The sequence below is a fragment of the Agrococcus sp. ARC_14 genome (assembly GCF_022436485.1).
Taxonomy (GTDB): domain Bacteria; phylum Actinomycetota; class Actinomycetes; order Actinomycetales; family Microbacteriaceae; genus Agrococcus.
In genome coordinates, this window is sequence record NZ_JAKUDO010000001.1 from 2,587,121 (window position 1) to 2,611,452 (window position 24,332).

25 protein-coding genes are annotated in these 24,332 nt (G+C 71.2%); 10 read left to right on the forward strand and 15 right to left on the reverse strand.

Features of this window, described 5'->3' with window-relative positions:
• Positions 1-37 precede the first annotated feature (37 nt).
• From MKD51_RS12735 to MKD51_RS12755, 5 genes are all read right to left on the reverse strand, one after another.
• Entirely contained in the window at positions 38-1,567 is a 1,530-nt protein-coding gene (locus MKD51_RS12735; protein ID WP_240240671.1) for a tripartite tricarboxylate transporter permease, read from the reverse strand.
• Entirely contained in the window at positions 1,567-2,118 is a 552-nt protein-coding gene (locus tag MKD51_RS12740; RefSeq protein ID WP_240240672.1) for a tripartite tricarboxylate transporter TctB family protein, read from the reverse strand. The genes MKD51_RS12735 and MKD51_RS12740 overlap by 1 nt, the downstream gene beginning before the upstream one ends.
• Positions 2,115-3,077 (reverse strand): tripartite tricarboxylate transporter substrate binding protein, encoded by a 963-nt coding sequence (locus MKD51_RS12745; protein ID WP_240240673.1) that lies wholly within the window; start codon positions 3,075-3,077, stop codon positions 2,115-2,117. Before MKD51_RS12745 ends, MKD51_RS12740 begins: the two co-directional genes overlap by 4 nt.
• A 68-nt stretch (positions 3,078-3,145) precedes the next feature.
• Entirely contained in the window at positions 3,146-4,168 is a 1,023-nt protein-coding gene (locus tag MKD51_RS12750) for a 4-hydroxythreonine-4-phosphate dehydrogenase PdxA (RefSeq protein ID WP_240240674.1), read from the reverse strand.
• Between the two features lie 19 nt (positions 4,169-4,187).
• The gene (locus tag MKD51_RS12755; RefSeq protein WP_240240675.1) at positions 4,188-5,144 is read right to left on the reverse strand and encodes a TIM barrel protein; all 957 of its coding nucleotides are present in this window, start codon (positions 5,142-5,144) and stop codon (positions 4,188-4,190) included.
• Between the two features lie 115 nt (positions 5,145-5,259).
• On the opposite strand from MKD51_RS12755, the gene MKD51_RS12760 reads away from it, so the two are divergent.
• Both MKD51_RS12760 and MKD51_RS12765 read left to right on the forward strand, forming a co-directional pair.
• Entirely contained in the window at positions 5,260-6,612 is a 1,353-nt protein-coding gene (locus tag MKD51_RS12760; protein WP_240240676.1) for an MFS transporter, read from the forward strand.
• Positions 6,609-7,538 (forward strand): amidohydrolase family protein, encoded by a 930-nt coding sequence (locus MKD51_RS12765; RefSeq protein WP_240240677.1) that lies wholly within the window; start codon positions 6,609-6,611, stop codon positions 7,536-7,538. Before MKD51_RS12760 ends, MKD51_RS12765 begins: the two co-directional genes overlap by 4 nt.
• Positions 7,539-7,605: 67 nt before the next feature.
• Here the strand turns inward: MKD51_RS12765 and MKD51_RS12770 are convergent, their stop codons facing one another.
• The 6 genes from MKD51_RS12770 to MKD51_RS12795 form a co-directional block, all read right to left on the reverse strand.
• Positions 7,606-8,316, reverse strand: coding sequence for a GntR family transcriptional regulator (locus MKD51_RS12770; protein WP_240240678.1), 711 nt, complete (start codon positions 8,314-8,316; stop codon positions 7,606-7,608).
• Positions 8,313-9,071, reverse strand: a complete 759-nt coding sequence (locus MKD51_RS12775; protein WP_240240679.1) for a triose-phosphate isomerase family protein — start codon at positions 9,069-9,071, stop codon at positions 8,313-8,315. Before MKD51_RS12775 ends, MKD51_RS12770 begins: the two co-directional genes overlap by 4 nt.
• 7 nt (positions 9,072-9,078) lie before the next feature.
• Positions 9,079-9,534, reverse strand: coding sequence for a ribose-5-phosphate isomerase (locus MKD51_RS12780; RefSeq protein ID WP_240240680.1), 456 nt, complete (start codon positions 9,532-9,534; stop codon positions 9,079-9,081).
• A gap of 2 nt (positions 9,535-9,536) precedes the next feature.
• Positions 9,537-11,279 carry a dihydroxyacetone kinase family protein gene (locus MKD51_RS12785; RefSeq protein WP_240240681.1) on the reverse strand — a complete coding sequence of 581 codons (1,743 nt, stop codon included), beginning with the start codon at positions 11,277-11,279 and terminating at the stop codon, positions 9,537-9,539.
• A gap of 86 nt (positions 11,280-11,365) precedes the next feature.
• The gene (locus MKD51_RS12790; protein ID WP_346986715.1) at positions 11,366-11,746 is read right to left on the reverse strand and encodes a type II toxin-antitoxin system VapC family toxin; all 381 of its coding nucleotides are present in this window, start codon (positions 11,744-11,746) and stop codon (positions 11,366-11,368) included.
• Positions 11,743-11,985 (reverse strand): hypothetical protein, encoded by a 243-nt coding sequence (locus MKD51_RS12795; RefSeq protein ID WP_240240683.1) that lies wholly within the window; start codon positions 11,983-11,985, stop codon positions 11,743-11,745. The genes MKD51_RS12790 and MKD51_RS12795 overlap by 4 nt, the downstream gene beginning before the upstream one ends.
• Positions 11,986-12,137: 152 nt before the next feature.
• On the opposite strand from MKD51_RS12795, the gene fbaA reads away from it, so the two are divergent.
• Complete coding sequence (gene fbaA, locus MKD51_RS12800) at positions 12,138-13,163, forward strand: class II fructose-bisphosphate aldolase (protein WP_240240684.1); 1,026 nt, start codon at positions 12,138-12,140, stop codon at positions 13,161-13,163.
• A gap of 55 nt (positions 13,164-13,218) precedes the next feature.
• Here fbaA and MKD51_RS12805 read toward each other — a convergent pair whose 3' ends face one another.
• Together MKD51_RS12805 and MKD51_RS12810 are read right to left on the reverse strand one after the other, a co-directional pair.
• On the reverse strand, positions 13,219-13,548 hold the full coding sequence (locus MKD51_RS12805) for a hypothetical protein (RefSeq protein ID WP_240240685.1): 330 nt from the start codon (positions 13,546-13,548) through the stop codon (positions 13,219-13,221).
• A gap of 50 nt (positions 13,549-13,598) precedes the next feature.
• Positions 13,599-14,531, reverse strand: a complete 933-nt coding sequence (locus MKD51_RS12810) for a 4-hydroxy-3-methylbut-2-enyl diphosphate reductase (protein WP_240240953.1) — start codon at positions 14,529-14,531, stop codon at positions 13,599-13,601.
• 211 nt (positions 14,532-14,742) lie between these two features.
• Here MKD51_RS12810 and xseA point away from each other — a divergent pair, with 211 nt between their 5' ends.
• Positions 14,743-15,960: an exodeoxyribonuclease VII large subunit gene (gene xseA / locus MKD51_RS12815; RefSeq protein ID WP_240240686.1), complete on the forward strand. Its 1,218-nt coding sequence runs from the start codon at positions 14,743-14,745 to the stop codon at positions 15,958-15,960.
• A gap of 62 nt (positions 15,961-16,022) precedes the next feature.
• Here xseA and MKD51_RS12820 read toward each other — a convergent pair whose 3' ends face one another.
• Together MKD51_RS12820 and argE are read right to left on the reverse strand one after the other, a co-directional pair.
• A complete protein-coding gene (locus MKD51_RS12820; RefSeq protein ID WP_240240687.1) occupies positions 16,023-17,324 on the reverse strand; it encodes an MFS transporter in 1,302 nt (433 codons plus the stop codon).
• A 13-nt stretch (positions 17,325-17,337) separates the two neighbouring features.
• Positions 17,338-18,510 carry an acetylornithine deacetylase gene (gene argE, locus MKD51_RS12825; protein ID WP_240240688.1) on the reverse strand — a complete coding sequence of 391 codons (1,173 nt, stop codon included), beginning with the start codon at positions 18,508-18,510 and terminating at the stop codon, positions 17,338-17,340.
• A gap of 67 nt (positions 18,511-18,577) precedes the next feature.
• Between argE and MKD51_RS12830 the strand changes: the two genes are divergently transcribed.
• The 6 genes from MKD51_RS12830 to MKD51_RS12855 all read left to right on the forward strand — a co-directional run bounded on the left by MKD51_RS12830 (position 18,578) and on the right by MKD51_RS12855 (position 24,330).
• The gene (locus tag MKD51_RS12830) at positions 18,578-18,859 is read left to right on the forward strand and encodes an exodeoxyribonuclease VII small subunit (protein ID WP_240240689.1); all 282 of its coding nucleotides are present in this window, start codon (positions 18,578-18,580) and stop codon (positions 18,857-18,859) included.
• Positions 18,856-19,491, forward strand: coding sequence for a DUF4245 family protein (locus tag MKD51_RS12835; protein ID WP_240240690.1), 636 nt, complete (start codon positions 18,856-18,858; stop codon positions 19,489-19,491). The genes MKD51_RS12830 and MKD51_RS12835 overlap by 4 nt, the downstream gene beginning before the upstream one ends.
• A 40-nt stretch (positions 19,492-19,531) precedes the next feature.
• Positions 19,532-20,953: a class II fumarate hydratase gene (locus MKD51_RS12840; RefSeq protein WP_346986716.1), complete on the forward strand. Its 1,422-nt coding sequence runs from the start codon at positions 19,532-19,534 to the stop codon at positions 20,951-20,953.
• 241 nt (positions 20,954-21,194) lie between these two features.
• Positions 21,195-23,354 carry a prolyl oligopeptidase family serine peptidase gene (locus MKD51_RS12845; RefSeq protein ID WP_240240691.1) on the forward strand — a complete coding sequence of 720 codons (2,160 nt, stop codon included), beginning with the start codon at positions 21,195-21,197 and terminating at the stop codon, positions 23,352-23,354.
• The gene (locus MKD51_RS12850) at positions 23,351-23,833 is read left to right on the forward strand and encodes a tetratricopeptide repeat protein (RefSeq protein WP_240240692.1); all 483 of its coding nucleotides are present in this window, start codon (positions 23,351-23,353) and stop codon (positions 23,831-23,833) included. The genes MKD51_RS12845 and MKD51_RS12850 overlap by 4 nt, the downstream gene beginning before the upstream one ends.
• Entirely contained in the window at positions 23,830-24,330 is a 501-nt protein-coding gene (locus tag MKD51_RS12855) for a tetratricopeptide repeat protein (protein ID WP_240240693.1), read from the forward strand. Before MKD51_RS12850 ends, MKD51_RS12855 begins: the two co-directional genes overlap by 4 nt.
• Positions 24,331-24,332 lie beyond the last annotated feature (2 nt).

The following is a 24,332-nucleotide window of genomic DNA, read 5'->3' on the forward strand; positions in this document are numbered from 1 at the left end:
CTGCAGGTGCACCCGGAGGTGCACGTCTCTCGCGGAGTCAGACGCCGGTGTGCTCCTTCGCCGCACGCTCCTTGCGCTCGGCGAGCCTGGCGGTGATCACCCGGCGCAGCGGCCCGATGACCTTCGGCAGCACGATCATCGCCACCACCAGCACCAGCACGCCGACGGCGATCGGGCTCGCGAACACGACACCCAGGTCGCCCTGCCCGATGGCGCTCGTCTGCACGAGCGCCTTCTCGAACAGCGGCCCCAGCACGAGGCCCAGCACGAACGGGGCCATCGGCAGGTCGAGCTCCTTCATGAGGTAGCCGAGCACGCCGAAGACGAGCACGAGCCACACGCTGAACATGTTGTTGCTCACCGCGTAGGCACCGATGAGCGACGTCAGCAGGATGATCGGGTACAGGTAGCCGTACGGGATGCGGAGCATCTGCGCGAACACCGGGGCGAGCGGCAGGTTCAGCACCAGCAGCAGCACGTTGCCGATGAAGAACGACACCAGCAGGCCCCAGACGAGCTCTGGCTGCTGCTCGAACAGCAGCGGCCCGGGCTGCAGGCCGAAGATCGTGAACGCGCCGAGCAGCACGGCCGTGGTCGCACCACCGGGGATGCCGAGGGCGAGCGTCGGCACGAAGTTGGCGTTCGCGGCGGCGTTGTTCGCGCTCTCAGGGCTCGCGACGCCCTCGATGGCGCCCTTGCCGAAGTTGGCCTTGTTCTTGCTGACGCGGCGCTCGATGCCGTACGACATGAAGGATGCGAGGGTCGAGCCGGCGCCCGGCAGCACGCCGAGCGCGAAGCCGATGCCGGAGCCGCGCAGGATCGCGGGCATCGAGTCGGTGATGTCCTTGCGCTTGATCACCATGTCCTTGAAGCGCGCCTTGATCGGCTTCGCCGCCCCGACCCGGATCTGGTAGAACACCTCGCCGAGCGCGAAGACGCCGATCATGACCTCGACGAACGGGATGCCCGAGAGCAGGTTGATGTTGCCGAAGGTGAAGCGCTCCTCACCCGTGCCGGGGGCGATGCCGACGGTCGCGACGAGCAGGCCCGCGACCGCCATCATGGCGCCGCGGATGAAGGCGCCGCCCTGGAAGGTGACGACGATCACGAGGCCGAGGATCATGACCGCGAACATCTCCACCGGCCCGAACTCGAGCGCGATCTCGGCGAGCGGCGGCGCGATCGCGATGAGCAGCGCGAGCGAGATGATCGCGGCGATGAACGAGCCGATCGCGCTGATCGCCAGCGCGGCGCCCGCCCTGCCGCGCTTCGCCATCTGGTAGCCGTCGATCGTCGTGACGACGCTCGCCGCCTCGCCGGGCGTCGAGATGAGCACCGAGGTGATGGTGCCGCCGTACTGCGCGCCGTAGTAGATGCCGGCGAGCATGATGAGTGCCGTGACGGGCTCGAGCGCGAAGGTGATCGGCAGCAGGATGGCGACGCCCGTGGTGGAGCCGAGGCCCGGCAGCAGGCCGATGACGGTGCCGAGGAAGACGCCGACGAAGCACCAGATCACGTTCTCGAGCGTCAGCGCTGTCTGGAAGCCGAGCAGCAGGTTCTCGAGCATCAGATGAGTCCGATCATGCCGGTCGGCATCGGCACGCGCAGCAGCACGCCGAAGACGAGGTGGAAGACGCCGACCACGACGACCGTGATGATCACGGAGGAGAGGATGGGTCGGCGCTCGACGACGATCGCCACGGCGAGCATGAGCACGCCGAGCGAGAGGAGCAGCCCGAGCACGGGCACGAGCAGCAGCGCGCCGAGCAGCATGGCGGCGACGATCGCGAGCATGCGGTTGCGCTGGCGCTGCGAGCGGCCCAGCGCGTCGATGTCGGGCGACTCCTCGACGTGGTCGATGGCGGCCGCGTCGACCTCTGCGGCGAGCGAGCCTGGCTCGTCGGCCGGGCGCCGCTCGCGCTGCAGCAGCGCGATGACGGCGTCGGCGCCGGCGAGCAGCGCCATGATCACGCCGAGGGCGACGGGCAGGAAGCCCGCGCCGACCTGGCCGTTGTCCTGGGTGACGCCGTAGCCCCATCCGATGATGGCGGCGCCAAGGCCCAGGAGGGCCAGGGCCGCGCTGAACGCGACCCTGGCGATCCGGGGGGTGAGGGTCACGGCGCGAGCGCCGCTTCGAGGTCGGCCGAGTTCTGCGCGAGGTACTCGACGAACTCGTCGCCGTAGACCGCGTTCGGCTGCATGAGGTTGTCCTCGATGTACTGCGTGTACGCATCGGAGGCGACGTAGGCCTCGGCGGCGTCGATCCAGTACTGGCGAGCCTCCTCGGTGATGCCGCCCGGTGCGATGAAGCCGCGCCACTGGGCGAACGACACGTCGATGCCCTCCTCGATGGCGGTGGGCACGTCGGCGATCTGCTCGTACTCGTAGCGCTCCTCCGAGAGCGAGCAGAGCGCGCGCAGGTCACCGGACTCGAGCTGGCCGAGCACCTCGCCCGGGTTGAGCGAGCCGACCTCGACCGTGCCGCCGAGCAGGCCCGCGATGACCTCGCTGCCGCTCTCGAACGGCACGCGGTCGAACTCGACGCCCTGGTCCTGCTCGATGAGGGTGAAGACGATCTCGTCGAGGCTGATCGCGCCCGAGACGGCGACGACGACACCCTCGCCGCCCGCCGCATCCACGACGTCGGTGCAGGTCTGGAACGGGCTGTCGGCCGGGACGACGACGAGCGTGTAGTCGTCGCCGAGCTTCATGATCGGCGTGAACGACGTGTAGTCGTAGTCGACCTCGGTCGTGATCGGCAGCGACAGCAGCGTCGTCTCCGCGGCGAGCAGCTGGCTGGCGTTGCCCTCCTGCGCGAACAGGTGCGAGTAGCCGACGGCGCCGGAGCCACCCTCGCGGTTCTCGACCGTGATGGTGGTGCCGGTGGCGGCCTCGAGACCGCTCGCGATGGCGCGGCCGGATGCGTCGGAGCCGCCGCCCGCAGAGAACGGCACGGTCATGCGGACGTCGGAGGGCTCGAAGGGGCCCTCCTGGCCGGCCGGCGCCGCGCTGGAGCAGCCCGCGAGGGCCGCGATGGCGACGGCACCGATGGCCGCCGTGGTGATGCGTGACTTCATTGTCGGATCCTTGCTTTCGGTGATGAGGCTGTCGGTGATGAGGCTGTCGGTGGTGAGGATGGAGGTGGTCAGTCGGCCGCGCGCGCCTCGCGCGCCTGCGCGCCGACGCCGACGGCGGTGGCGAAGGCGTGCTCGTAGGCGCCGGTGTTGGCGATGCGCTTGCCGACCACGTCGAAGGCGGTGCCGTGGGCCGGGGTGCAGACGGCGACGCTCAGGCCGCCGGCCATCGTGACGCCGCGGTCGAAGCCGAGGAGCTTCACGGCGATCTGGCCCTGGTCGTGGTACATCGTCAGCACGCCGTCGAAGGCGCCGTCGCGGGCCTTGAGGAAGATCGTGTCGCTCGGGAACGGGCCGGCGGCGTCGACGCCGCGGCGCTGGAGCTCCTCGATGGCAGGCGCGATGATGTCGATCTCCTCGCGGCCGAACTTCCCCGACTCCCCCGCGTGCGGGTTGAGGGCGCAGACGCCGATGCGCGGCTGCTCGATGCCGCGCGCCTGCAGCACGGCCTTGAGCAGCTCGCCGCGCTCGACCACCAGGTCGTGGTCGATGAGGCTCGCGACCTGGGCGATCGAGCAGTGGCTCGTGACGCGCGCGGTGACGAGCTCGGGCAGGATGTTGAGCTCGGTGGCGCTCGTGCCGTCGGCGAGCACGGTCTCGAACCACGACATCTCGTCGTTCTCGGCCATGCCGGCCAGGTGCAGCGACGACTTGTTGAGCGGCGCGAAGACGATCGCGTCGACCTCGCCGGCCTTCGACAGCTCGAGCGCGCGGCGCAGGCTCGCCATCGCCCACAGCCCGCCCTCTCGGGTGGCCTGCTGGCGCACGAAGCCCCCTTCGGGGCGCTCGCCGTCGTTCTCGACGAGCTGCGGCACGCCGGTGCCCGCCTCGCGCGTCCAGGCGAACTCGACGCCGGCATCCGCCATGGCGTCGACGAGCTCCTGCTCGTCGCCGATGATGAGGATCTCAGCGGCAGCGGTGGTCGCCGGGTCGGCGAGCTGGCGCGCGACGAGCTCGGGGCCGACGCCGGCAGGGTCGCCCAGGGTGAGCGCGATGCGCGGCCGGGCTGTGGTGGTCGCGGGTGCGGTGGTCATGGTGTCGGTTCCCTTCGACTCAGTCGATGACTGCCGTGGCAGCGGTGCGCTCGTCAGCCGCGAGCAGGTCGCGGATGTAGCGCTGGTTGGTGGAGCACATGCCGAGGCTGTCGCCGCCGTAGTGCTCGGTGAGGATGATCCCGTCGAAGCCGAGCTCGACGGCGTCGCGCAGCACCTGCCGGTAGTTGATGAGGCCCGCCTCCATGGTCGACGGGGTGCTCGTCGCCCAGCTGCCGTCGGCCGCCTCGTCGCGCGCGTAGTTCTTGACGTGCCAGTAGTTCGCGTGCGGCAGCGTCTTGGCGAAGAGCTCGCGCCAGTCCTCGACCGGACGATGCAGGCGGATGAGGTTGCCGACGTCGGGATTGAGGCCGACGGCGTCGACGCCGATCTCCTCGACCAGGCGCACCGCCGAGTCGGCGGTGCCGAGCAGGGTGTCCTCATAGAGCTCGAGCGACATCCGCATGCCGACCTGCTGCGCGTGCGTGCCGAGCTCGCGCAGGCGGGTGACGGCCGCATCCCAGGTCTCGCGGTCATCCGGATCCTTGGCGCCCTCCGCCGTCCAGAACCACAGCGCGCGGCGCTGCGCCTCGCTGAACGGCTGGTGGAGGCCGGTCGAGAAGACGCTCATGCCCATCTCTGCGGCCGCGTCGATCGTGCGGTGCGCGTAGTCGAGGTTGCGCTCCCAGTTGACCGGGTCGATGACGCTCTGGCGCTGCACGTGCACCGAGGGGATGGCGAGGCCGCGGGCGGCGGCGATGGCGACGAGCTCTGCACGAGCGGATGCGTCGAGGTCGGCGGGGCGGATGTGGCTGTCGGCGAGCTCCGCGAGCGAGAAGTCGACGGCGGCGACCTGCGCCAGCGCTGCGTCCCACGCGATGGGGCCTGCATCGTGCAGGCTGGTGCCGTCCGGCAGCACGCTGGGCACGCCGTGCAGGCAGGCCGCGATCGGCCACTCGGCTGCGGGGTACGCACGCATGTCCACTCCATCGTGTCGGGGGTCCGTCGCTTGACTTTCGAACCCGTCGAGAGAATCCTATAGGAAATATCCCATCAGAGCGCAAGTCACGCTCTGTGCTGACGAAGGAGTCGCCATGGCACCGTCGAACGGCCAGCAGGCCGCCGCCACCACCACCGCCGCCGCGCAGGCGAAGTCGGCAGGACGCCGCACCTGGGTGCGATGGCAGATCTTCGGCATCCTCTGGATCCTGGTGCTGCTCAACTTCATCGACCGCGCCACGCTGTCGATCGCGATGCCGATGATCTCCGAGGAGTTCGACCTCACGCCAGAGCTCAAGGGCGTCATCCTCGGCTCCTTCTTCTGGACCTACCTGCTCTTCCAGATCCCCGGCGGCTGGCTGCTCGACCGCTTCGGCCCGCGCCACGTCGTCGGCAGCGCCGGCGCCATCTGGGGCGTCTTCCAGCTGCTCGGCGGCCTCGTGCCCGGCGCCGGCATGCTCACCGTGACGCGATTGGGCCTCGGCGCGACCGAAGCGCCCGTCTTCCCCGCCGGCGCGAAGCTCAACGCCAACTGGCTGCCCCGCAAGGAGCGCGCCCGCGGCGCCACCTTCATCGATGCCGCTGGCCCCTTCGGCTCCGCCGTCGGCGGCCTGCTCGTCACCGCGCTCATCGTCATGACAGGCGGCTGGCGCTGGGCGTTCATCATCACGGGCGCCGTCACGATCGTGGTCGCCGTCCTCTACTGGATGTACCTGCGCGACGAGCCCGGCAAGCACCCGCGCGTCAACAAGGCAGAGCTCGACCACATCACCACGAGCGACGACCGCGCCCCCGAGGCCCGCCCCGAGACCGGGCCGCTCCCCCGCGCCGTCGACTACCTGCGCTCGCGATCCTTCTGGGGCATGATGTTCGGCCGCCTCGGCTGGGCGACCATCTGGTGGGGCATCATCTCCTGGACGCCGTCCTACCTCGATGAGGCGCTCGGCTTCGACCTCGCCGCGCTCGGCTGGGGCACCTTCCTGGTCTACGGAGCCGGCGTCGTCGGCCAGCTCGTCGCCGGCTTCTGGTCCGACCGCTGGCGCTCCACGAACCCGCGCCACAGCGTCGTGATGCGCACGATCCTGGCTGTCTCCGGCGTCGGCACGGCCGTGGCGATCTTCCTCATCCCGCCGGTCACCGACGGCGCCATCGCCCTGACGCTGCTCTCGATCGCGGTGTTCTTCATCAACTTCGGTGGCCTCTACTGGTCGATCCCCGCCCTGCTCGCCCCCAAGGAGCAGGTGGGCATGGTCGGCGGCGTGATGAACGTGGCCTCCTCCGGCGGCGGCGCGATCGCGCCGATCGCGATGGGCTTCGCCATCGGCGCCTCGGGCGGTGCCTACGGCGGCGCCTTCACCTTCCTCGGCGTCTGCGCGGTCGTCTACCTGGTGGGCTCGCTCATCATCGACTTCGAGCGCCCGCTCGCCCGCCGCAAGGCATCGGCGTGAGCCGCTATGCCGGCCCCCTCGTCGACGCGCACCACCACTACTGGGAGCCCGGCGACGGGCACCAGCCGTGGCTCCGACCCGAGGCGGCCATCCCCTTCCGCTACGGCGACTACGAGGCGATCAAGCGCGACTACCTGCCCGCCGACCTGCGGCGCGACGCCGAGAGCGCAGGCCTGCGCCTGGTGGGCAGCGTCACGATGGAGACCGAGTGGGATGCGTCGGATCCGCTGGGCGAGATCGACCACATCGAGGGCGTGCTGGCGCGCTTCGGCGGCCCGGACGCCGCGATCGGCAGGGTCGAGCTCGACCGCGACGACGCACCCGCGCTGCTCGAGCAGATGGCGGCGCGCCCGATCGTGCGCGGCATCCGCCACAAGCCCGGACAGGCCGCCAGCCCCGCGCGCGCGGCCGCGGAGCCGACGCTGCTGAGCGAGCCGAGGTGGCGCGAGCGCTACGCCTCGCTCGAGGCGCTCGGGCTCGACTTCGAGCTGCAGACCGCCTGGTGGCACCTCGACGAGGCGATCGACCTCGTGCAGGCGCACCCGGGCGTCGCGCTCACCATCAACCACACGGCGCTGCCCTCCGACCGCTCACCCGCGGCGATCGAGGGCTGGGCAGCGGCGATCGCACGCATCGCCCGGCTGCCGCAGGTGTGGATCAAGCTCTCCGGCATCGGCCTCGAGGGCACGCCCTGGACGGCCGAGGGCAACCGCGAGATCGCGCTGCGCACGCTCGACGCGTTCGGACCCGATCGCGTGATGGTCGCCAGCAACTTCCCCGTCGACAGCCTCACGGGCAGCTACGCCGAGATCATGGGCGGCTTCGCCGAGATCTTCGCCGATCTCCCGCCGGATGCGCAGCTGGCGCTGTTCGCCGGGAATGCGATCGAGCGCTACCGGCTCGATCCGGCCATCCTCGAGCGATAGCGCTTCCAGACGCGAGTCGGCCCGCGCCCCAGGCGTCGGGCCGGCTCGTGCCGCAGCGCAGCGGTGGTCAGTCCTGCGTCTCCCGCAGCGAGCGGGCTCGCACGCCGTTGATATGCGCGCGCATCGCCGTCTCCGGCGCCTGCGGGTCGCCCGACTCGAAGGCCTCGAGCACCGCGCTGTGCTCTGCGTGCGCCTCCTCGACGTCGTTGACGCCCCGGATGACGGCCTGTCGCATCCGGTGCGTCAGCGCACCCAGGTCGTCGTGCATCGAGGCGATGTAGCGGTTCTGGGCCGCCTGCAGCACGACGCGGTGGAAGCCGGCGTCGGCGGCGAAGTACTCCTGCGTGGCGCGCACGCTGCCCTCGCCGGAGCGCATCGCGGCCACCACCCGCTCCGCGCACGCCTCGTGGGTGCGGTGCGCCTCGCGCAGCTCCGGCAGCAGCGTCGCCGCGTGCGGGGTGGCGAGCCTGGTGGCCTCCGCCTCGAGCATGACGCGGGCGTCGAACAGCTCGGTCAGCTGCTCGGGCCCCAGCGGCGGCGCGACGCGGTAGCCCTTGAGCGCCTCGCGCGTGACGAGACCCGTGCGCTCGAGCTGCACCATCGCCTCGCGCACCGGCGTCGGCGAGACGTCGAGCTGCTTCGCGAGCGTGTCGATCGACAGCCGCGACTCGGGCTCGGCCGAGCCCTCGAGCAGCATGTCGAGGATGCGGTCGTAGACGCGGTCGCGCAGGCCCCTGCGCTCCAGCTCGCTCACGCGCAGCGGCCCGGTCGCGGTCATCGCTGCCCCTCCAGCGCCAGCGCCTCGTCGAGGATCGCCCCGAAGGCGGCCGGCTCGTGCGCGAAGCGGCCGAGGAACATCCCGTCGACGGAGTCGGCGATGCGCGGCAGCAGGCCGGGGCCCGCGCTCCCGCCGTAGATCACCTGCGCGTCGAACGGCAGCTCGGCCAGGCGTGCGCGCAGCGCCGTGCCGACGGCGCGGATGTGGTCGTCACCGGCGGGCTGCGGCGCGCCGATGGCCCAGACGGGCTCGTAGGCCACGATCAGTCGACCGATGCGCTCCTGCTCGCGGGCCACGGCGAGGGATGCGTCGAGCTGCGCGATGCAGGCGGCCGCGGCGGCGGCGGGCTCGACCTCGATCTCCTCGCCGATGCACAGCACCGGCGCGATGCCGTTGCGGAGCGCGGCCGCGACCTTCAGCGCGACGGTCTCATCGGTCTCGCCGAACAGCCTGCGGCGCTCGGCGTGGCCGATCTCCGCCAGCGTCACGCCGTGCTCGGCGAGCTCCGCGGCCGAGACCTCTCCGGTGAAGGCGCCGGTGTCCTCCCAATGCAGATCCTGCGCGCCCACCAGCATCCCGGCATCCGTCGCCACCGCTACGACATCGGGGATCGACGGAAACGTCGGGATCACGAACGGCTCCACGAGCCCCTGCCGGACGGCGGGGTGCTCGGCGCAGATCGCGGCGACGGCGCGCGTCCATTCGAGCGTGCGCGCGCGCCCGAAGTACATCTTCAGGCTCGACCCGATGAGCATGGCCTGCTCAGCCCTCGTAGGCGCAGATGTCGTCGACGTTCGCCTGCGAGTGGCTCGAGGGGTCGAACGTGTAGGTCAGCCACTCCTTCGCGAGCCTGCGGGCGAGCTCGATGCCGACGACGCGCTGACCCATGCACAGCACCTGCGCATCGTTCGAGAGCACCGAGCGCTCGACCGAGAACGAGTCGTGCGCGGTGACGGCGCGGATGCCGGTGACCTTGTTGGCCGCGATCGCCACGCCGAGGCCCGTGCCGCAGAAGAGCAGCGCCCGGTCGGCCTCGCCGCGCGCGATGCGCTCCGCGGCCTCGATCGCGACCTTCGGGTAGGAGGTCGCGCCGTCCGCGTCGTCGACGCCCACATCCACGAGCGAGTCGACGAGCTCGCTCGCCTCCATGTCGCGCTTCAGGATCTCCTTGTAGTCGAATCCGGCCTTGTCGCTGCCGATGATCAGGCGGATGCCCATGGTCACTGCTCCTTGCTCTGCTCGCGCGTGCTTTGCGTGAGCACGCGGTGGATGGTCCTGGTGATGAGCGCGAACGAGATCGCGCCGGGGTCGGGTGTGCCGATCGACTTGTCGCCGTGCGAGCGGGCGCGGCCCAGCGTCGCGGCGAGCGCCGCGGTGGCCTGCGCAGCCACCTCGCCGACCTCCGAGGCCCGGCCCCAGGCCTCGAGCAGCGGCTCGCCTGCGGCCACGCCGCGCGCGAGCTCCTCGGCGAAGGGCACGATCGCGTCGACCATGGTCTTGTCGCCCACCTCTGCCTTGCCGAAGGCCATCACGGCGTCCTTGGCCTGCACGACGCCGTCGGCCACCGCAGCGGCCTCGAGCGCGTCGGTGTCGCCCAGGCGAGCGCCGACGGCCCGCAGCATCTCCCCCCACAGCGCCCCGCTCGTGCCGCCGGCACGGTCGCTCCACGCATCCGCAGCCCGCACGAGCGTCGTCTGCGCACCCGCGCCCGCCTCGGCCGCGACCGTCGCGGCGTCGGCGCCCGCTCGCGAGCCGCGCTGCATGCCGATGCCGTGGTCGCCGTCGCCGGCGACGGCGTCCATGCGACCCAGCTCGTCGGCCGCCGCGTCGATGGCGGTGGCGACGGCCGCGAGCGCGGCCTCGATCAGGCGCGCGCCTTCGCGCGATGCGTCGCCGGCGTCGGGCACGGATGCGTCGACCGCGGTCGCGACGACGGCCGCGGCCGCGCGCTGCGGCGCCACCGAGCCCTTCTTGAAGCCGGGTGTGTCGGCGGGGGCCGCCCAGAGCGTCTCGAGCTCGTCGTCGAGCCACAGAAGCGTCAGCGAGACGCCCGACATGTCGAAGCTCGTGCAGAGCTCGCCCACCTCTGGCTCGACGATCGCGATGCCGCGCTCGTCGAGCAGCTGCGCGACGCGGCGATAGACGACGAACATCTCCTCGTACTTGAGGTTGCCGAGGCCGTTGAGCAGCGGCACGACGCGAGCGCCCTCGAGCGAGACGCCCTCCGGCACCTCGTCGAGCAGCTTCTCGACGAAGAGCTCGGCGAGCTCGTCGGCCGTCGGCACGTCGACCTCGTCGATGCCGGGCTCGCCGTGGATGCCGAGGCCGACGGCCATCTTGCCCGCAGGCACCGTGAACAGCGGCTCGCTCGCGCCCGGCAGCGTGCAGCCGGTGAAGGCGACGCCGAACGAGCGGGTGCGGGCGTTGGCGAGCTGGGCGATGCGCTCGACGCCGTCGAGGTCGTAGCCCGCGGCGGCCGCGGCGCCGGCGGTCTTGAAGACGGCGAGATCGCCAGCGATGCCGCGGCGCTTGTGCTGCTCGTGCTTCGGAGCGCTCCAGATGTCGTCGGTGACCGTGACGGTGCGCACGTCGATCCCCTCGGCCCGCAGCTTCTCCTGCGCCTGGTCGAAGTGCAGCACGTCGCCGGCGTAGTTGCCGTAGCTCAGCAGCACGCCGCGTCCCCGATCGGCCGCCGTCGCGATCGCGTGCACCTGCTGCGCGGAGGGCGATGCGAACAGGTTGCCCATCGCTGCGCCGTGCGCGATGCCGGGGCCGACGAGGCCGCCGAACGCGGGGTAGTGGCCGCTGCCGCCGCCGATGACGAGAACGACCGTGGGTTCGTCCGCCTGGGTGGATCGGACGACGCCCCCGGGCGCAGCCTGCACCCAGCGCGATGCCGCGGCGACGAAGCCCTCGATCATCTCGTCGGCGAACCGGCTGGGGTCATTGAACAGTCGCGTCATCGCGGTCTCCTCGGATCGGATTCCCGCTTGCGGCGGGCCTCGCGTAAATCCTATAGGAAGTTGGTTCCTCTGTCGCGTCGCGCGGCTCACCGGAGCAGCTCGATGGCGCACCTCAGGCCGGGTGCTGATGCGAGACGAGCGTCAGTCGTCAGAAGGGCGGTCGCTCCAACTCGCTCAGCCAGCGCGACGTAGGTGGCGTCGTAGGCGGTGAGGTTGTGCCGCAGCTCCCACATGCGCGGGCGGAGCGGCTCGGCGGGATATCGAGCGATCACCAGCCGCAGAAAGGCGTCGACAGCCCCCGCCCCCTGCTCCTCGGACAGCGCGCCGCGCATGACCTTGCCACGCAGCACGTGCATCACTGCACTGTCCATCAGGTGCGGAGCCGCCAGAGGCTCGCGACCCAGGCGCGCTGGGTCGATGATGCCGTTGAGCACGTCGACCACCACCCCGGCGTCGACGACCTTCACTCGCGCCGTCCCTCATGGAGCAGTTCGAGAGTCAGCTCCGGATCCATATCGGGCGGCATCTGAGCCTGCACCTCTCGGATGACCGCCAGATTGTGCTGCACCGCGAAGTCAGCTCTCGCAACCTGCTCGAGCTCGCGCTGCACGTACTTCGTGAGTGAGAGGCCGCGGGCCTCCGCCGCCTCGGTCAACGCGGCATGCACGTCGTCCGGCACGTTCCGAATGTGGATCACCTTGGCCATGCCGCGCAGTCTACGCTCAGTGGGTGCAGACTGCACCCATTCGTCCACACCCACGTGACCCGACCCATCCGCACGCCCTGCGACCTAGACTGAACCTGTTCCCGCGCGGCCCGCGCCATGGCTGCCGCGCCCATGACGAGTCAGGAGCTGCCATGCCCGTCGCAACGCCAGAAGAGTACGCAGAGATGCTCGACAAGGCGAAGAAGAACGCCTTCGCCTACCCCGCCATCAACGTCTCGTCATCGTCGACGATCAACGCCGTGCTGCAGGGCCTGGCCGAGGCCGGCTCCGACGGCATCATCCAGGTGACGACGGGCGGCGCCGACTTCTTCGCCGGCCAGAGCGTGAAGAACCGCGCAGGTGGCGCGATCGCCTTCGCGCGCTTCGCGACCGAGGTCGCCAAGGCCTACCCGATCAAGGTCGCGCTGCACACCGACCACTGCCCGAAGGACGCGCTCGACGGCTTCGTCTTCCCGCTGCTGGAGGCGAGCGAGCAGGAGGTCAAGGCCGGCCGCGCGCCGCTCTTCCAGTCGCACATGTGGGATGGCTCTGCCGTGCCGCTCGAGGAGAACCTCGAGATCGCGAAGCAGATCCTGCCTCGCACGCACGCCCTCAACCAGGTGCTCGAGGTCGAGATCGGCGTCGTCGGCGGCGAGGAGGACGGCGTCAGCCACGAGATCAACGACCAGCTCTACACGACGCTCGACGACGCGATCGCGACCGTCGAGGCGCTCGGCCTGGGCGAGCACGGCCGCTACATGGCGGCGCTCACCTTCGGCAACGTGCACGGTGTCTACAAGCCGGGCAACGTGCAGCTGCGGCCGGAGCTGCTGGGCGAGATCCAGCAGGGCCTCGCCGCGAAGTACGGCACCGAGGCGAAGCCGCTCGACCTCGTCTTCCACGGCGGCTCCGGCTCGACCGACGACGAGATCGCGCAGGCCGTCGCCAACGGCGTCATCAAGATGAACATCGACACCGACACGCAGTACACCTACACGCGCTCGGTCGCCGCGAGCATGTTCGGCAACTACGACGGCGTGCTCAAGGTCGACGGCGAGGTCGGCAACAAGAAGGTCTACGACCCGCGTGCGTGGGGCAAGGCCGCGGAGACCGCGATGGCTGCCCGCGTCGTCTCGGCGACGCAGCAGCTGGGCTCGGCGGGCTGGTCGACCAAGTAGCGGAGCACGCGAGACGGCACCCCGCTTCGGGGTGCCCGTCTCTGCGTTCGGCGAGCTACTCCCAGTCGCCGGAGTCGATGATGCTGTCGGTGCCTTCGGGCAGCGTGGTGTCGTCGACGCCGTTGTCGTCGGTGTCGATGCCCGCCTGGGTGCCGCCGTGCTCGTCGGGGATGTCGGCAGGGTCATCGCCCTCCCACTCCTCATCGTGGCCCTCGGAGCCCTCCGGCGCGTCGTCGGCGTCGATCTCGTCGAGCTCGTCGGTCGCGAGCACACGGTCGGAGTCGGCGCTCTCCCCCATCGACTCGTCGAAGTCCTCGCCGTCGGCCATCTGGTCGGCCCACTGGTCGTCCTGCGGCGCCTCGTCCTTGGGCTGTGCGTCAGTCATGACTCGAGCGTATCGAGGCCGCAGCAGCCTCGCCAGGGGGGCGGCGCGTGTCAGCGCTTGCGGCTGGGGCGCAGCTCCTTGGGCAGCGAGAAGATGAGGTCCTCCTCGGCAGTGCGCACCTCTGCGACGTCGCTGTAGCCGGCATCCTCGAGCTCCTGCAGCACCTCGCGCACGAGGCCCTCGGGCACGCTCGCGCCGCTCGTCACGCCGACGGACTCGACGCCGTCGAGCCACGCCTGCTGGATCTCGGTCGAGTAGTCGACGCGGTACGCGGCCTTCGCGCCGTACTCCAGCGCCACCTCGACCAGGCGCACCGAGTTCGACGAGTTGGCGCTGCCGACCACGATCACGAGATCGACATCCGCCGCCACCTTCTTGATGGCCACCTGGCGGTTCTGCGTGGCGTAGCAGATGTCGTCGCTGGGGGGATCCTGCAGATTGGGGAAGCGCACGCGCAGGCGGCGCACGGTCTCCATCGCCTCGTCGACCGACAGCGTCGTCTGGCTGAGCCAGACGAGCTTGTCGGGATTGCTCACCTGCACGGTGTCGGCCTCGTCGGGGTTGTTGACGATCGTCACGCGATCGGGAGCGTGCCCCGCGGTGCCCTCGACCTCCTCGTGGCCCTCGTGGCCGATGAGCAGGATCTCGAAGTCGTCGCGCGCGAAGCGCACCGCCTCCTTGTGCACCTTCGTGACCAGCGGGCAGGTGGCGTCGATCGCGTCGAGGCCGCGGTCTGCCGCGGCCTGCACGACGGCGGGGCTGACGCCGTGGGCGCTGAAGATGACGCGCTCCCCCGGCGGCACCTCGTCGACCTCGTCGACGAAGATCGCGCCCTGCTCGCTCAGCTGCGAGACGACGTGCTTGTTGTGGACGATCTCCTTGCGCACGTAGATCGGGCCCTCATACTGCTCGAGCGCCTTCTCGACCGCCAGCACCGCGCGGTCGACGCCGGCGCAGTAGCCCCGCGGGGTTGCGAGCAGGATGCGCTTGGGACCGCCGACGGGGTGATCGAGCAGCCGACCCCGGCGGAGTGCAGGACGCGGGTCGTCGAGCGGGACTCTTCCGTTCGTGATCGTCACCTGTCCAGTCTACCGTTGGAGCCACGCGGCACCCGGGCCGGAGGACCACCGGCCGACCGCCGAGAGCGAACGCCGCCCGACCGCACACCGCGACAGACCGACACCGAGGAGCACCATGGCCGAGCGCATCACCGGCACGCCCGACGAGCCGTGGAGCGTCGAGCGGCTCGGTGCAGAGCTCAAGGGCTACATCGGCAAGCTCGGCCATCTGTGGGTCGAGGGCGAGATCACGCAGTGGTCGAACTCGCGCGGCAATGTCTTCGGCAAGCTCAAGGACGTCTCGGTCGACGCGACGATCTCGTTCAACGTCTGGAGCTCGACGCTCAGCCGCATCGAGGGCGAGTTCAAGCAGGGCGACCGCGCCGTGCTGCTGGTGAAGCCCGACTACTGGCCGCGTGGCGGCACGCTCTCGATGGTCACGCAGCAGATCCGCCACGTCGGGCTCGGCGACCTGCTCGCCCGGCTCGAGGCGCTGCGCCGCGCGCTCGCGGCGGAGGGCATCTTCGACGCGGCGCGCAAGCGGCCGCTGCCGTTCCTGCCGAACCGCATCGGGCTCATCACCGGCCGCGACTCCGATGCCGAGAAGGATGTGCTGCGCAACGCGCAGCTGCGCTGGCCGGGTGTGGAGTTCCGGGTGGAGCACGCCGCCGTGCAGGGCGACCAGACCGTGCCGACGGTGCTCGCGGCGCTCGCCAAGCTCGATGCCGACCCCGAGGTCGACGTGATCGTGATCGCGCGCGGCGGCGGCGACTTCCAGAATCTGCTCGGCTTCAGCGACGAGTCGCTCGTGCGCGCCGTGGCCGCGGCGACCACCCCGATCGTCTCCGCCATCGGCCACGAGGCCGACCGGCCACTGCTCGACGACGTCGCCGATCTGCGGGCCTCGACGCCCACGGATGCGGCGAAGCGGATCGTGCCGGATGTCGTGGAGGAGCTCAACCGCATCACGCAGGCGCGCGCCCAGCTGCGCGCTCGGGTCACGCAGCACGTGCAGCGCGAGGCCGAGCGGCTCGAGGCCTTCCGCACCCGCCCGGCGCTCGCACGCCCCGAGACGATGCTCGACTCGCTCAGCCAGGATCTCGCCCGCCTCACGGCCCGCACCGACGAGCTCGCCGCGCGCGTCGTCGATCTCGGCGCGCAACGGCTCGACCACCTGCGGCAGACCCTGCGCGCGCTCAGTCCGCAGGCGACCCTCGATCGCGGCTACGCGGTGGTGCAGACTGCCGCGGGCTCCGTCGCGCGCGATGCGCAGGATGTCGCCGCCGGCGACGCCCTGCTCGTCACCCTCGCTGCCGGCACCCTCGACGCCGAGGTGACGGCAGCGCATCCGTAGCGCGGCGCGTCCAGCGCATCCGCGCGCCGCGCATCCGGAACCCGGGGCGCGACGCGCTCGGCTCAGCGCAGCTCGTACCGCTTGCGTGCGAAGTACAGGCCGACGAGCGACAGCACCGCGATCACCATGTAGTAGATGCTGGGCGCCTGCAGCGAGCCCGTGATGGCGAGCAGCCAGGTGAGCACGAGCGGCGCGATGCCGCCCAGCAGCGTGACGCCGACGTTGTACGTCACCGAGAGCCCCGTGCCGCGGATCTCGGCGGGGAACATGTTCGAGAGCAGGCCGGGCAGCGGTGCGAAGTAGAAGGTCATGATGAGGCCGAGGATCGCGATCACCACGACGAACGTGAGCACGGTGCGCTGCGTGACCATGAGCTGGAACAGCGGCCAGGCGAGCACCAGGGCGGCGACCGCTGCCCAGGTCATCACCTTCGCGGGACCGACGCGGTCGGCGAAGTGCCCGACGTAGGGCGAGCCGATCAGCGCGATCGTGCCCGCCACGATGCCGCCGAGGTAGGCGGCGGTCGGCGGGATGTCGAGGTTCGTGACGGCGAAGGTCGGCATGTACAGGATCATGTAGACCGAGATGGTCGCGACGCCGACGACGGCGGAGCCCGCGAGCAATCGGCCGTAGTGCCGGCGGAACAGGGTGCCCAGCGGCGACTTCTGCCGCGCCGAGTCGACGAGCTCCTCTGGCTCCGCCAGCTTGGCGCGGATGTAGAGCCCGACCGGCCCGATCAGCAGGCCGACGAAGAACGGCACCCGCCAGCCCCACGCGTAGAGGTCTGCCTCGGAGAGCCACGTGTTGAGCCCGAACCCGAATGCCGACGCGAGCAGCATCGAACCGCCCTGCGCCGCGACCTGCCACGAGGCGTAGAACATCTTCCTGTGCGGCGCTGTCTCGATCAGGAAGGTCGTCGCCGTGCCGAACTCACCGCCGGCCGAGAAGCCCTGGATGAGGCGCGAGAGCAGGATGATGATGCCGCCCCACACGCCGACCATCGCGTACGTCGGCGCGACCGCCATGAGCAGCGTGCCGACCATCATGAGCAGGAGCGTGAGCGTCAGCGCGTTCTTGCGACTGCTGCGGTCGGCGTAGCTGCCGAGCACCATGCCACCGAGCGGCCGGATGAGGTAGGTCGTCGCGAAGGTCGCGAACGTGAGGATGAGGCCGTAGGCGCCCTCCGCCTCCGGGAAGAAGACCTCGGAGATCACGACCGCGAAGGAGGCGTAGACGATGATGTCGAACCACTCGAGCGCGGCGCCGATCGAGCTCGAGATCACCGCCTTGCGGGCTGCCCGGAGCCGCTCTGGGCTCGCCGGCGGCGCTGCCCCGGGCGTGGACTGCGGAGTGCTGGTGGTCATGGTGTTCTCCTCGCTATGCGCTCAGGCCGGCGATGAGCCGGTCGACGAACGCCTCGCACTGCACGATCTGCTCGAGCTCGATGAACTCGTCTGGGGCGTGGGCCTGGGCGATGTCGCCAGGACCGCACACGACGGTGGGGATGCCCGCACGGGCGAAGATGCCAGCCTCGGTGCCGTAGGTCACCTTGCGGTCGCTGGGAGCGCCGCCCCATTCGGCCGCGAGCGCGACGATGTCGGCGTCGCCGTGTGTGTCGACGCCGGGGGCGGCTGCCGTGACGGCGAGCTCGACGCGGCACGCGTCGTCCTGCTCGCGCATGGCGGCCTCGATGCGGCGACACTCGGCGGCGAAGCGCTCGGAGAGCGCGTCGTGGTCGAGCGTGGTGAGCCCGCGGAACTCGAAGTGCACGGTGCACTCGGCCGGCACCGTGTTGATGGCGATGCCGCCGTCGATGCGGTTGACGCTCACGGTCGTGTACGGCACGAGGTAGCCCTCGTCGAACGGGCCCCCCTCGCGCATCTCGTCGGCGACGCCCTCGACGAAGCGCACGAGCTCGGTGGCAGCGCTGATGGCGTTGACGCCGTGCGGGGCGAGCGAGGAGTGGATCGCGACGCCGCGCACGTGGGCGCGGAAGACGTTCATCGACTTGTGGCCGCGCACGACCTGCATGCTCGACGGCTCCCCCACGATGCAGCCGCGCGGGCCGATGCCACGACGCACGATCTCGTCGACGAGGTCGACGGCGCCGACGCATCCGACCTCCTCGTCGTAGGAGAAGGCGAAGTGGATGGGCTCGGCCAGCTGCGCCGCCGCGATCTGCGGCGCCTTGGCGAGCAGCACGCCGAGGAACGACTTCATGTCGGCGCTGCCGCGGGCGTAGAGCCTGCCGTCGCGGAGCTCGGGCTCGAACGGCGCGCTGCCCCATGCCTGCCCGTCGACGGGCACCACATCCGTGTGTGCCGAGAGCACGATGCCGCCGGTGGTCGTGCCATCCGCCGCTGGGAAGCTCGCGAGCACGTTCGCCTTCGTGCCGTCGGCGTTCAGCACCAGCACCGGCTCGACGCCGGCGGCGCGCAGCAGCGCGACCGTGCGGTCGACGAGCGCGAGGTTCGACTCGCGGCTCGTGGTGTCGAAGCGGATGAGCTCGGTGATCTCGGCCATGGTGGATGCGGCGGGCGAGATGGGCACGGATGCTCCTGACGTTCGGCGGGTGCGCTGTCTGACATGCTTCCACAGGCTCGAGGCGAGGGCTCGCATGTCGGGCCCGGGCGGTAGGCTGGAGCCCGTGAGCACCCCCGAGAACAGCGACGTCGCAGAGCTCTCCTATGAAGCGGCACGAGACGAGCTCGTGCGTGTGGTGACGGCGCTCGAGTCGGGCGGGGCATCGCTCGAGGAGTCGCTCGCGCTGTGGGAGCGGGGCAACGCGCTCGCCGACCGCTGCGAGCAGTGGCTGCAGGGCGCGAAGCAGCGGCTCGACGCAGCACGCGGTGCGGCGACAGGCGCAGCGAGCGCACCCGCGGAGGCCGACGAGGCATGAGCCCCAAGGAGCCCCGCATCGTCGCAGAGCTCGGCAGGCCTGAGACGCCAGACGAGACCGCTGCGCGCAAGGCGGCATCGTCGCGTCGGCATCGCGAGAACCGCAACGTGGTCAATCTGATCGCCGCTGTGGTCGTGTGCCTCGCGGTCGTGCTCGTCATGGTGCTCGTGGTCGTGCGACCCGGCGTGCCAGAGCGCGAGCCGGTCGATGTCGCGGCGGCGGCCGCGGGCGCGCAGGTCGTCACCGATGAGCCGCTGCTCGTGCCGGCGCTGCCTGAGGAGTGGGCGGCGAACGTCGCAGAGATCCGCACGGGCGCCGACGACATCATCAGCTGGTACGCCGGCTACGTGACACCCGGCGAGCAGTTCCTGTTCCTCCGCCAGGCTGTCGACGCGAACCCCACGTGGCTCGTCACGGCGATCGAGGACGCGACGCCCACCGGCGAGCGGACGATCGACGGCGTCACGTGGATCGAGCACGACCAGCGCGACACCGAGGACCCCGGCAACCTCGCGTACGTGCTCACGACCGAGCACGGCGCATCCACCGTCATCGTCGGCGGCACAGCCGACGATGCGGAACTCCAGGCCTTCGCCGAAGCCGTGAGCGCACAGCTCACGGGCGGCGAGTAGACACCCAGACACGAATCCAGCCAAACGAAGGGCAAGTGCAGTGAGCGACGTCGACTTCCGGATCGAGCACGACACGATGGGCGAGGTGCGCGTGCCCAAGAACGCGCTCTACGGCGCGCAGACGCAGCGCGCGGTCGAGAACTTCCCGATCTCGGGCTCGGGCCTCGAGCCCGCGCAGATCGTGGCGCTCGCCCGCATCAAGCGTGCGGCGGCGATCGCCAACCGCGAGCTGGGCGTCCTGGCAGCGCCGATCGCCGACGCGATCGTCGCGGCGGCAGAGGAGATCATCGGGGGCGCGCACCACGACCAGTTCCCGGTGGACACCTACCAGACGGGCTCCGGCACCTCGTCGAACATGAACATGAACGAGGTGCTCGCGGCGCTCGCGACGAAGCATCGCGCCGACGCAGGGCATGCCGACAGCGGCGTGCACCCGAACGACCACGTGAACGCATCGCAGTCGTCGAACGACGTCTTCCCGACCTCGGTGCACATCGCCGTCACCGGTGCGCTCATCGAGCAGGCCATCCCCGCGCTCGACCACCTCGCCGCCGCGCTCGAGGAGAAGGCCGCGCTCTGGGCCGACGCCGTCAAGCCCGGCCGCACGCACCTCATGGATGCCACGCCCGTCACGCTCGGCCAGGTGTTCGGCGGCTACGCCGCACAGGTGCGCTACGGCATCGAGCGCATCGAGGCTGCGCTCCCCCGCGTCGCAGAGGTGCCGCAGGGCGGCACCGCCGTCGGCACCGGCATCAACACGCCGCTCGGCTTCCCCGAGCAGGTCATCGCCGAGATCGCCGCATCCTCGGGGCTGCCCATCACCGAGGCGCGCAACCACTTCGAGGCGCAGGCCAACCGCGACGGCCTGGTCGAGGCATCCGGCGCCCTGCGCACGATCGCGGTCTCGCTCACCAAGATCAACAACGACCTGCGCTGGATGGGCTCGGGCCCCAACACCGGCCTCGGCGAGCTGTCGATCCCCGACCTGCAGCCGGGCTCGTCGATCATGCCCGGCAAGGTCAACCCGGTCGTGCCCGAGGCCGTGCTCATGGTCGCCTCCCGGGTGATCGGCAACGACGCGACCGTCGCGTGGGCTGGCGCCTCGGGCGCCTTCGAGCTCAACGTGCAGATCCCCGTCATGGGCACTGCGCTGCTCGAGTCGATCCGGCTGCTCTCGAACGCCTCGCGGGTGCTGGCAGACAAGACCGTCGCGGGTCTGACGGCCAACATCGAGCGGGCCGCGGCGCTGGCCGGCATGAGCCCGTCCATCGTGACGCCGCTCAATCGCCTGATCGGCTACGAGGCCGCCGCGAAGATCGCCAAGCACTCGGTCGCGCAGGGCATCACGGTGCGCGAGGCCGTCATCGACCTCGGCTACGTCGAGCGCGGCGAGCTGACGGAGGCCGACATGGACAAGGCGCTCGACCTGCTCTCGATGACGCACCCGGGCGTCGCGAAGTAGCTCGCTGACAGCGACCTCGCAGAGGGGCGTCCGCTGCGGCGGGCGCCCCTCTCGCGATCGTGCCTCGGCCGCTCGCACAACGCAAGCTGCCGGCCGTCAGCTCGTGGCCGATCGACCGCGATCCGCCGTCGGGCCGCGGGATCGGGGCGAGCGGCTTGCGTTGTGCGTCGTCGATCCGCTGCCACGAACCGCTGACCGCCACCCGGGCCGCTCCTCCAGCCGCTCGGCCTAGGGTGGTCGGATGCGGTATCCCGAGGTGCGAAGAGACGACACGGTCGAGACGATCCACGGGGAGGAGGTCGCCGATCCGTACCGCTGGCTCGAGGACGGCGACTCCGCCGAGACGCGCGCCTTCATCGAGGCGCAGAACGCGTTCGCAGAGCCTGTGCTGGCGCAGCTGCCGGCCCGTGCCGCCTTCCGCGAGCGGTTGACCGCCCTGCTCGAGGCGCCCACCCGCGGCTGCCCTTGGGTGCGCGGCGGCCGAGCCTTCGCGTGGCACTCCGACGGGCAGAACCAGCCGGTGCTCGTGGTCGCCGACTCCGTCGACGGGCTCGAGGGAAGCGGGGATGCGGCACCTCGCGTGCTGCTCGACCCGAACGTGCTGTCGGCCGACGGCACGGTCGCGGTCACGATGGCGAGCGTCTCCCCCGACGGCGCGCTGCTCGCCTACGGCGCGGCCGACGGCGGCTCCGACTGGCGCACCATCCGCATCCGAGACATCGCCACCGGCGACGATCTCGCCGACGAGATCCCGTGGACGAAGTGGAACAGCGCCGTCTGGCTGCCGGGAGCGCGCGCCTTCAGCTACTGGGCGTACGACGCGCCGACCGGCGACGCCCTCACCGACGAGATGGGCGCCGGCCGTCTCATGCGGCACGAGACCGGTGCCGATGTGGCTGACGACGCCGTGCTCTTCGCCCGCCCTGACGAGCCGCGCATGTTCGCCCGGCACTGGCCGCGCGACGACACGTGGCTCGTGCTCTCGACCGACACCGGCTCGTCGAGCGGCAACGACCTCGCCGTCGCGCGGCACGGGGATGACGGGCTGACACAGCTCGTGGACGGCCACGAGCACGAGTGGAACGCGATCGGCGTCCGGCAGGGTCGCCTGTACGCGGTCACCGACGAGGGCGCCGCCCGCTACCGGCTGGCCGTCTTCGACCTCGAGACCGGGCGCGAATCGACGATCGTTCCCGAGCACCCCGAGGACGTGCTGCTCGACGCCTCGCTCACCGCATCCGGCCTCGTGCTGGAGTACTCGCACGACGCGAGCCACCGCATGCAGCTGGCCACCTTCGACGGCGAGCTCGGCGACGCCGTGCCGCTCGGCGACGGCGTCTCGATCATCGGCTCCGACGCCGGCAAGGATTCCGACACCGTGCTCGTGTCGACGCAGAGCTTCGTCGACCGCGGCACCCGGCACGTCATCGAGGTCGACGGCGCGCGCCTCGTCTCGCACCGCACGCTGCCCACCCCGGGGCCGGCAGCGCCCGCGGCGGTGACGCACCGCATCCGCACCGTCTCGACCGACGGCGTCGAGGTGCCTGCCTTCCTGGTGCGCCCGGCCGACGACCCGGGCGATGCGGCCCGCCCGACCCTCATCTGGGGCTACGGCGGCTTCAACATCCCGATGAATCCGGGGTTCCGCGCGGTGCTCGCCGCATGGGTGGCAGCGGGCGGCGTGCTGGTGGTGCCCAACCTGCGGGGCGGCGGCGAGTTCGGCTCCGAGTGGCACAAGGGCGGCACCAAGGAGCGCAAGCAGCAGGTCTTCGACGACCTCTTCGCGATCGCCGAGCACCTCATCGCGACGGGCGTGACGAGCGTGACGCAGCTCGCCCTGCACGGCCGCTCAAACGGCGGCCTGCTCGCGGGTGCCGCGCTCACCCAGCGACCGGAGCTGTGGGCCGCGGTGCTGCCGGGCGTCGGCGTGCTCGACATGCTGCGCTACCACCGCTTCACGATCGGCTGGGCGTGGGCGAGCGACTACGGCGACCCCGACGAGGCGGACGCGCATCGCTACCTGCGCGCGTACTCGCCGCTGCACAACGTTCCGACGGGCGTGGCATACCCGCCGACGCTCATCACCACCGGCGACCACGACGACCGCGTGGTGCCCGCGCACTCGTTCAAGTTCGCGGCCGAGCTGCAGCGCGCGCAGGCGGCGGGCCAGACGGGCGAGGGCGCGGATGCTCCCGTGCTGCTCTCGATCGACACGCGGGCCGGGCACGGCATGGGAAAGCCGAAGGACGCCGCTGCGCTGGAGTTCGCTGACCAGCTGGCCTTCGCGGCGCGCCACACGGGGCTGGTGGTCGCGGCGACCGACGGTGCGGGAAGCAGCCGGCAGGCCGGCGCAGGGCTGGTCGCTGCGGCACCCGAGGCCGGCCCGGAGCCGCGCGCATGAGCTGGCAGGACGAGCTCGCGGCGCTCTGGGACGACGCCTCGATCGACGAGCATGAGCGCGTCGCCCGCATGCATCCGCTCGCCGAGGCGGCGCCGCACCAGGCGATCGGCCTGTTCGAGCTCGCGAGCGCGCACGACAGCGCCGGGCTCGAGACTGAGGCCGCAGCGCTCTACGAGCAGGCTGCGGTGGCCGGCCTTGCCGACGTCGACCCCGACCTCGACGCGCACCGGCAGATCCAGCATGCATCGACCCTGCGCAACGTCGGCCGCAACGAGGAGGCGATCGCCATGCTGCGCGCGGCGCCCGACCATCCGCAGGTGGGTGCGGCGCGCGACGCGTTCCTGGCGCTGGCTCTCCACGACGCGGGCAGGCACGACGAGGCGCTGCGCGTCGCGATCGAAGCGCTCGTGCCCACGATGCCGCTCTACCGACGGGCGCTCACGGAGTATGCGGCGCTGCTCACCGAGGAGCCGTCGTGAGCGCGGCCGAGCGCTGGCACGCGCAGGTCGACGGGCTCTGGGGGCGCTTCGACGAGACGCCTGCCGACGAGGCGATCGCGGCGATGCGCGCGCTGACGGATGCGTACCCGGGCGCCGACGGTCGTGCCGCGTTCGAGCTCGCGGGCATGCTCGACTCCCACGGGCACGAGCACGAGGCTGAGCGCGAGTACGAGCGCGCGCTGGCGCTGGGGCTCGAACCCGAGCAGCACGCCCAGCTGGCCGTGCAGTACGGCTCGACGCTGCGCAACACCGGCCGCGTCGCCGACGCGATCGCTGTGCTCGAGGCCGCGCCGACGCATCCGTCGACCGGTGCTGCGCCGCGCGTGTTCCTCGCGCTCGCGCTGCACTCGGCGGGCCGCCACGACGAGGCGATGCGCGTCGCCGTCGAGGCGATCGAGCCCAGCCTGCCGCGCTACAACCGCTCGCTGCGCGCCTACGCAGCAGCCCTGACCGAGCCCGAGCCCGACCCCTCCTGACC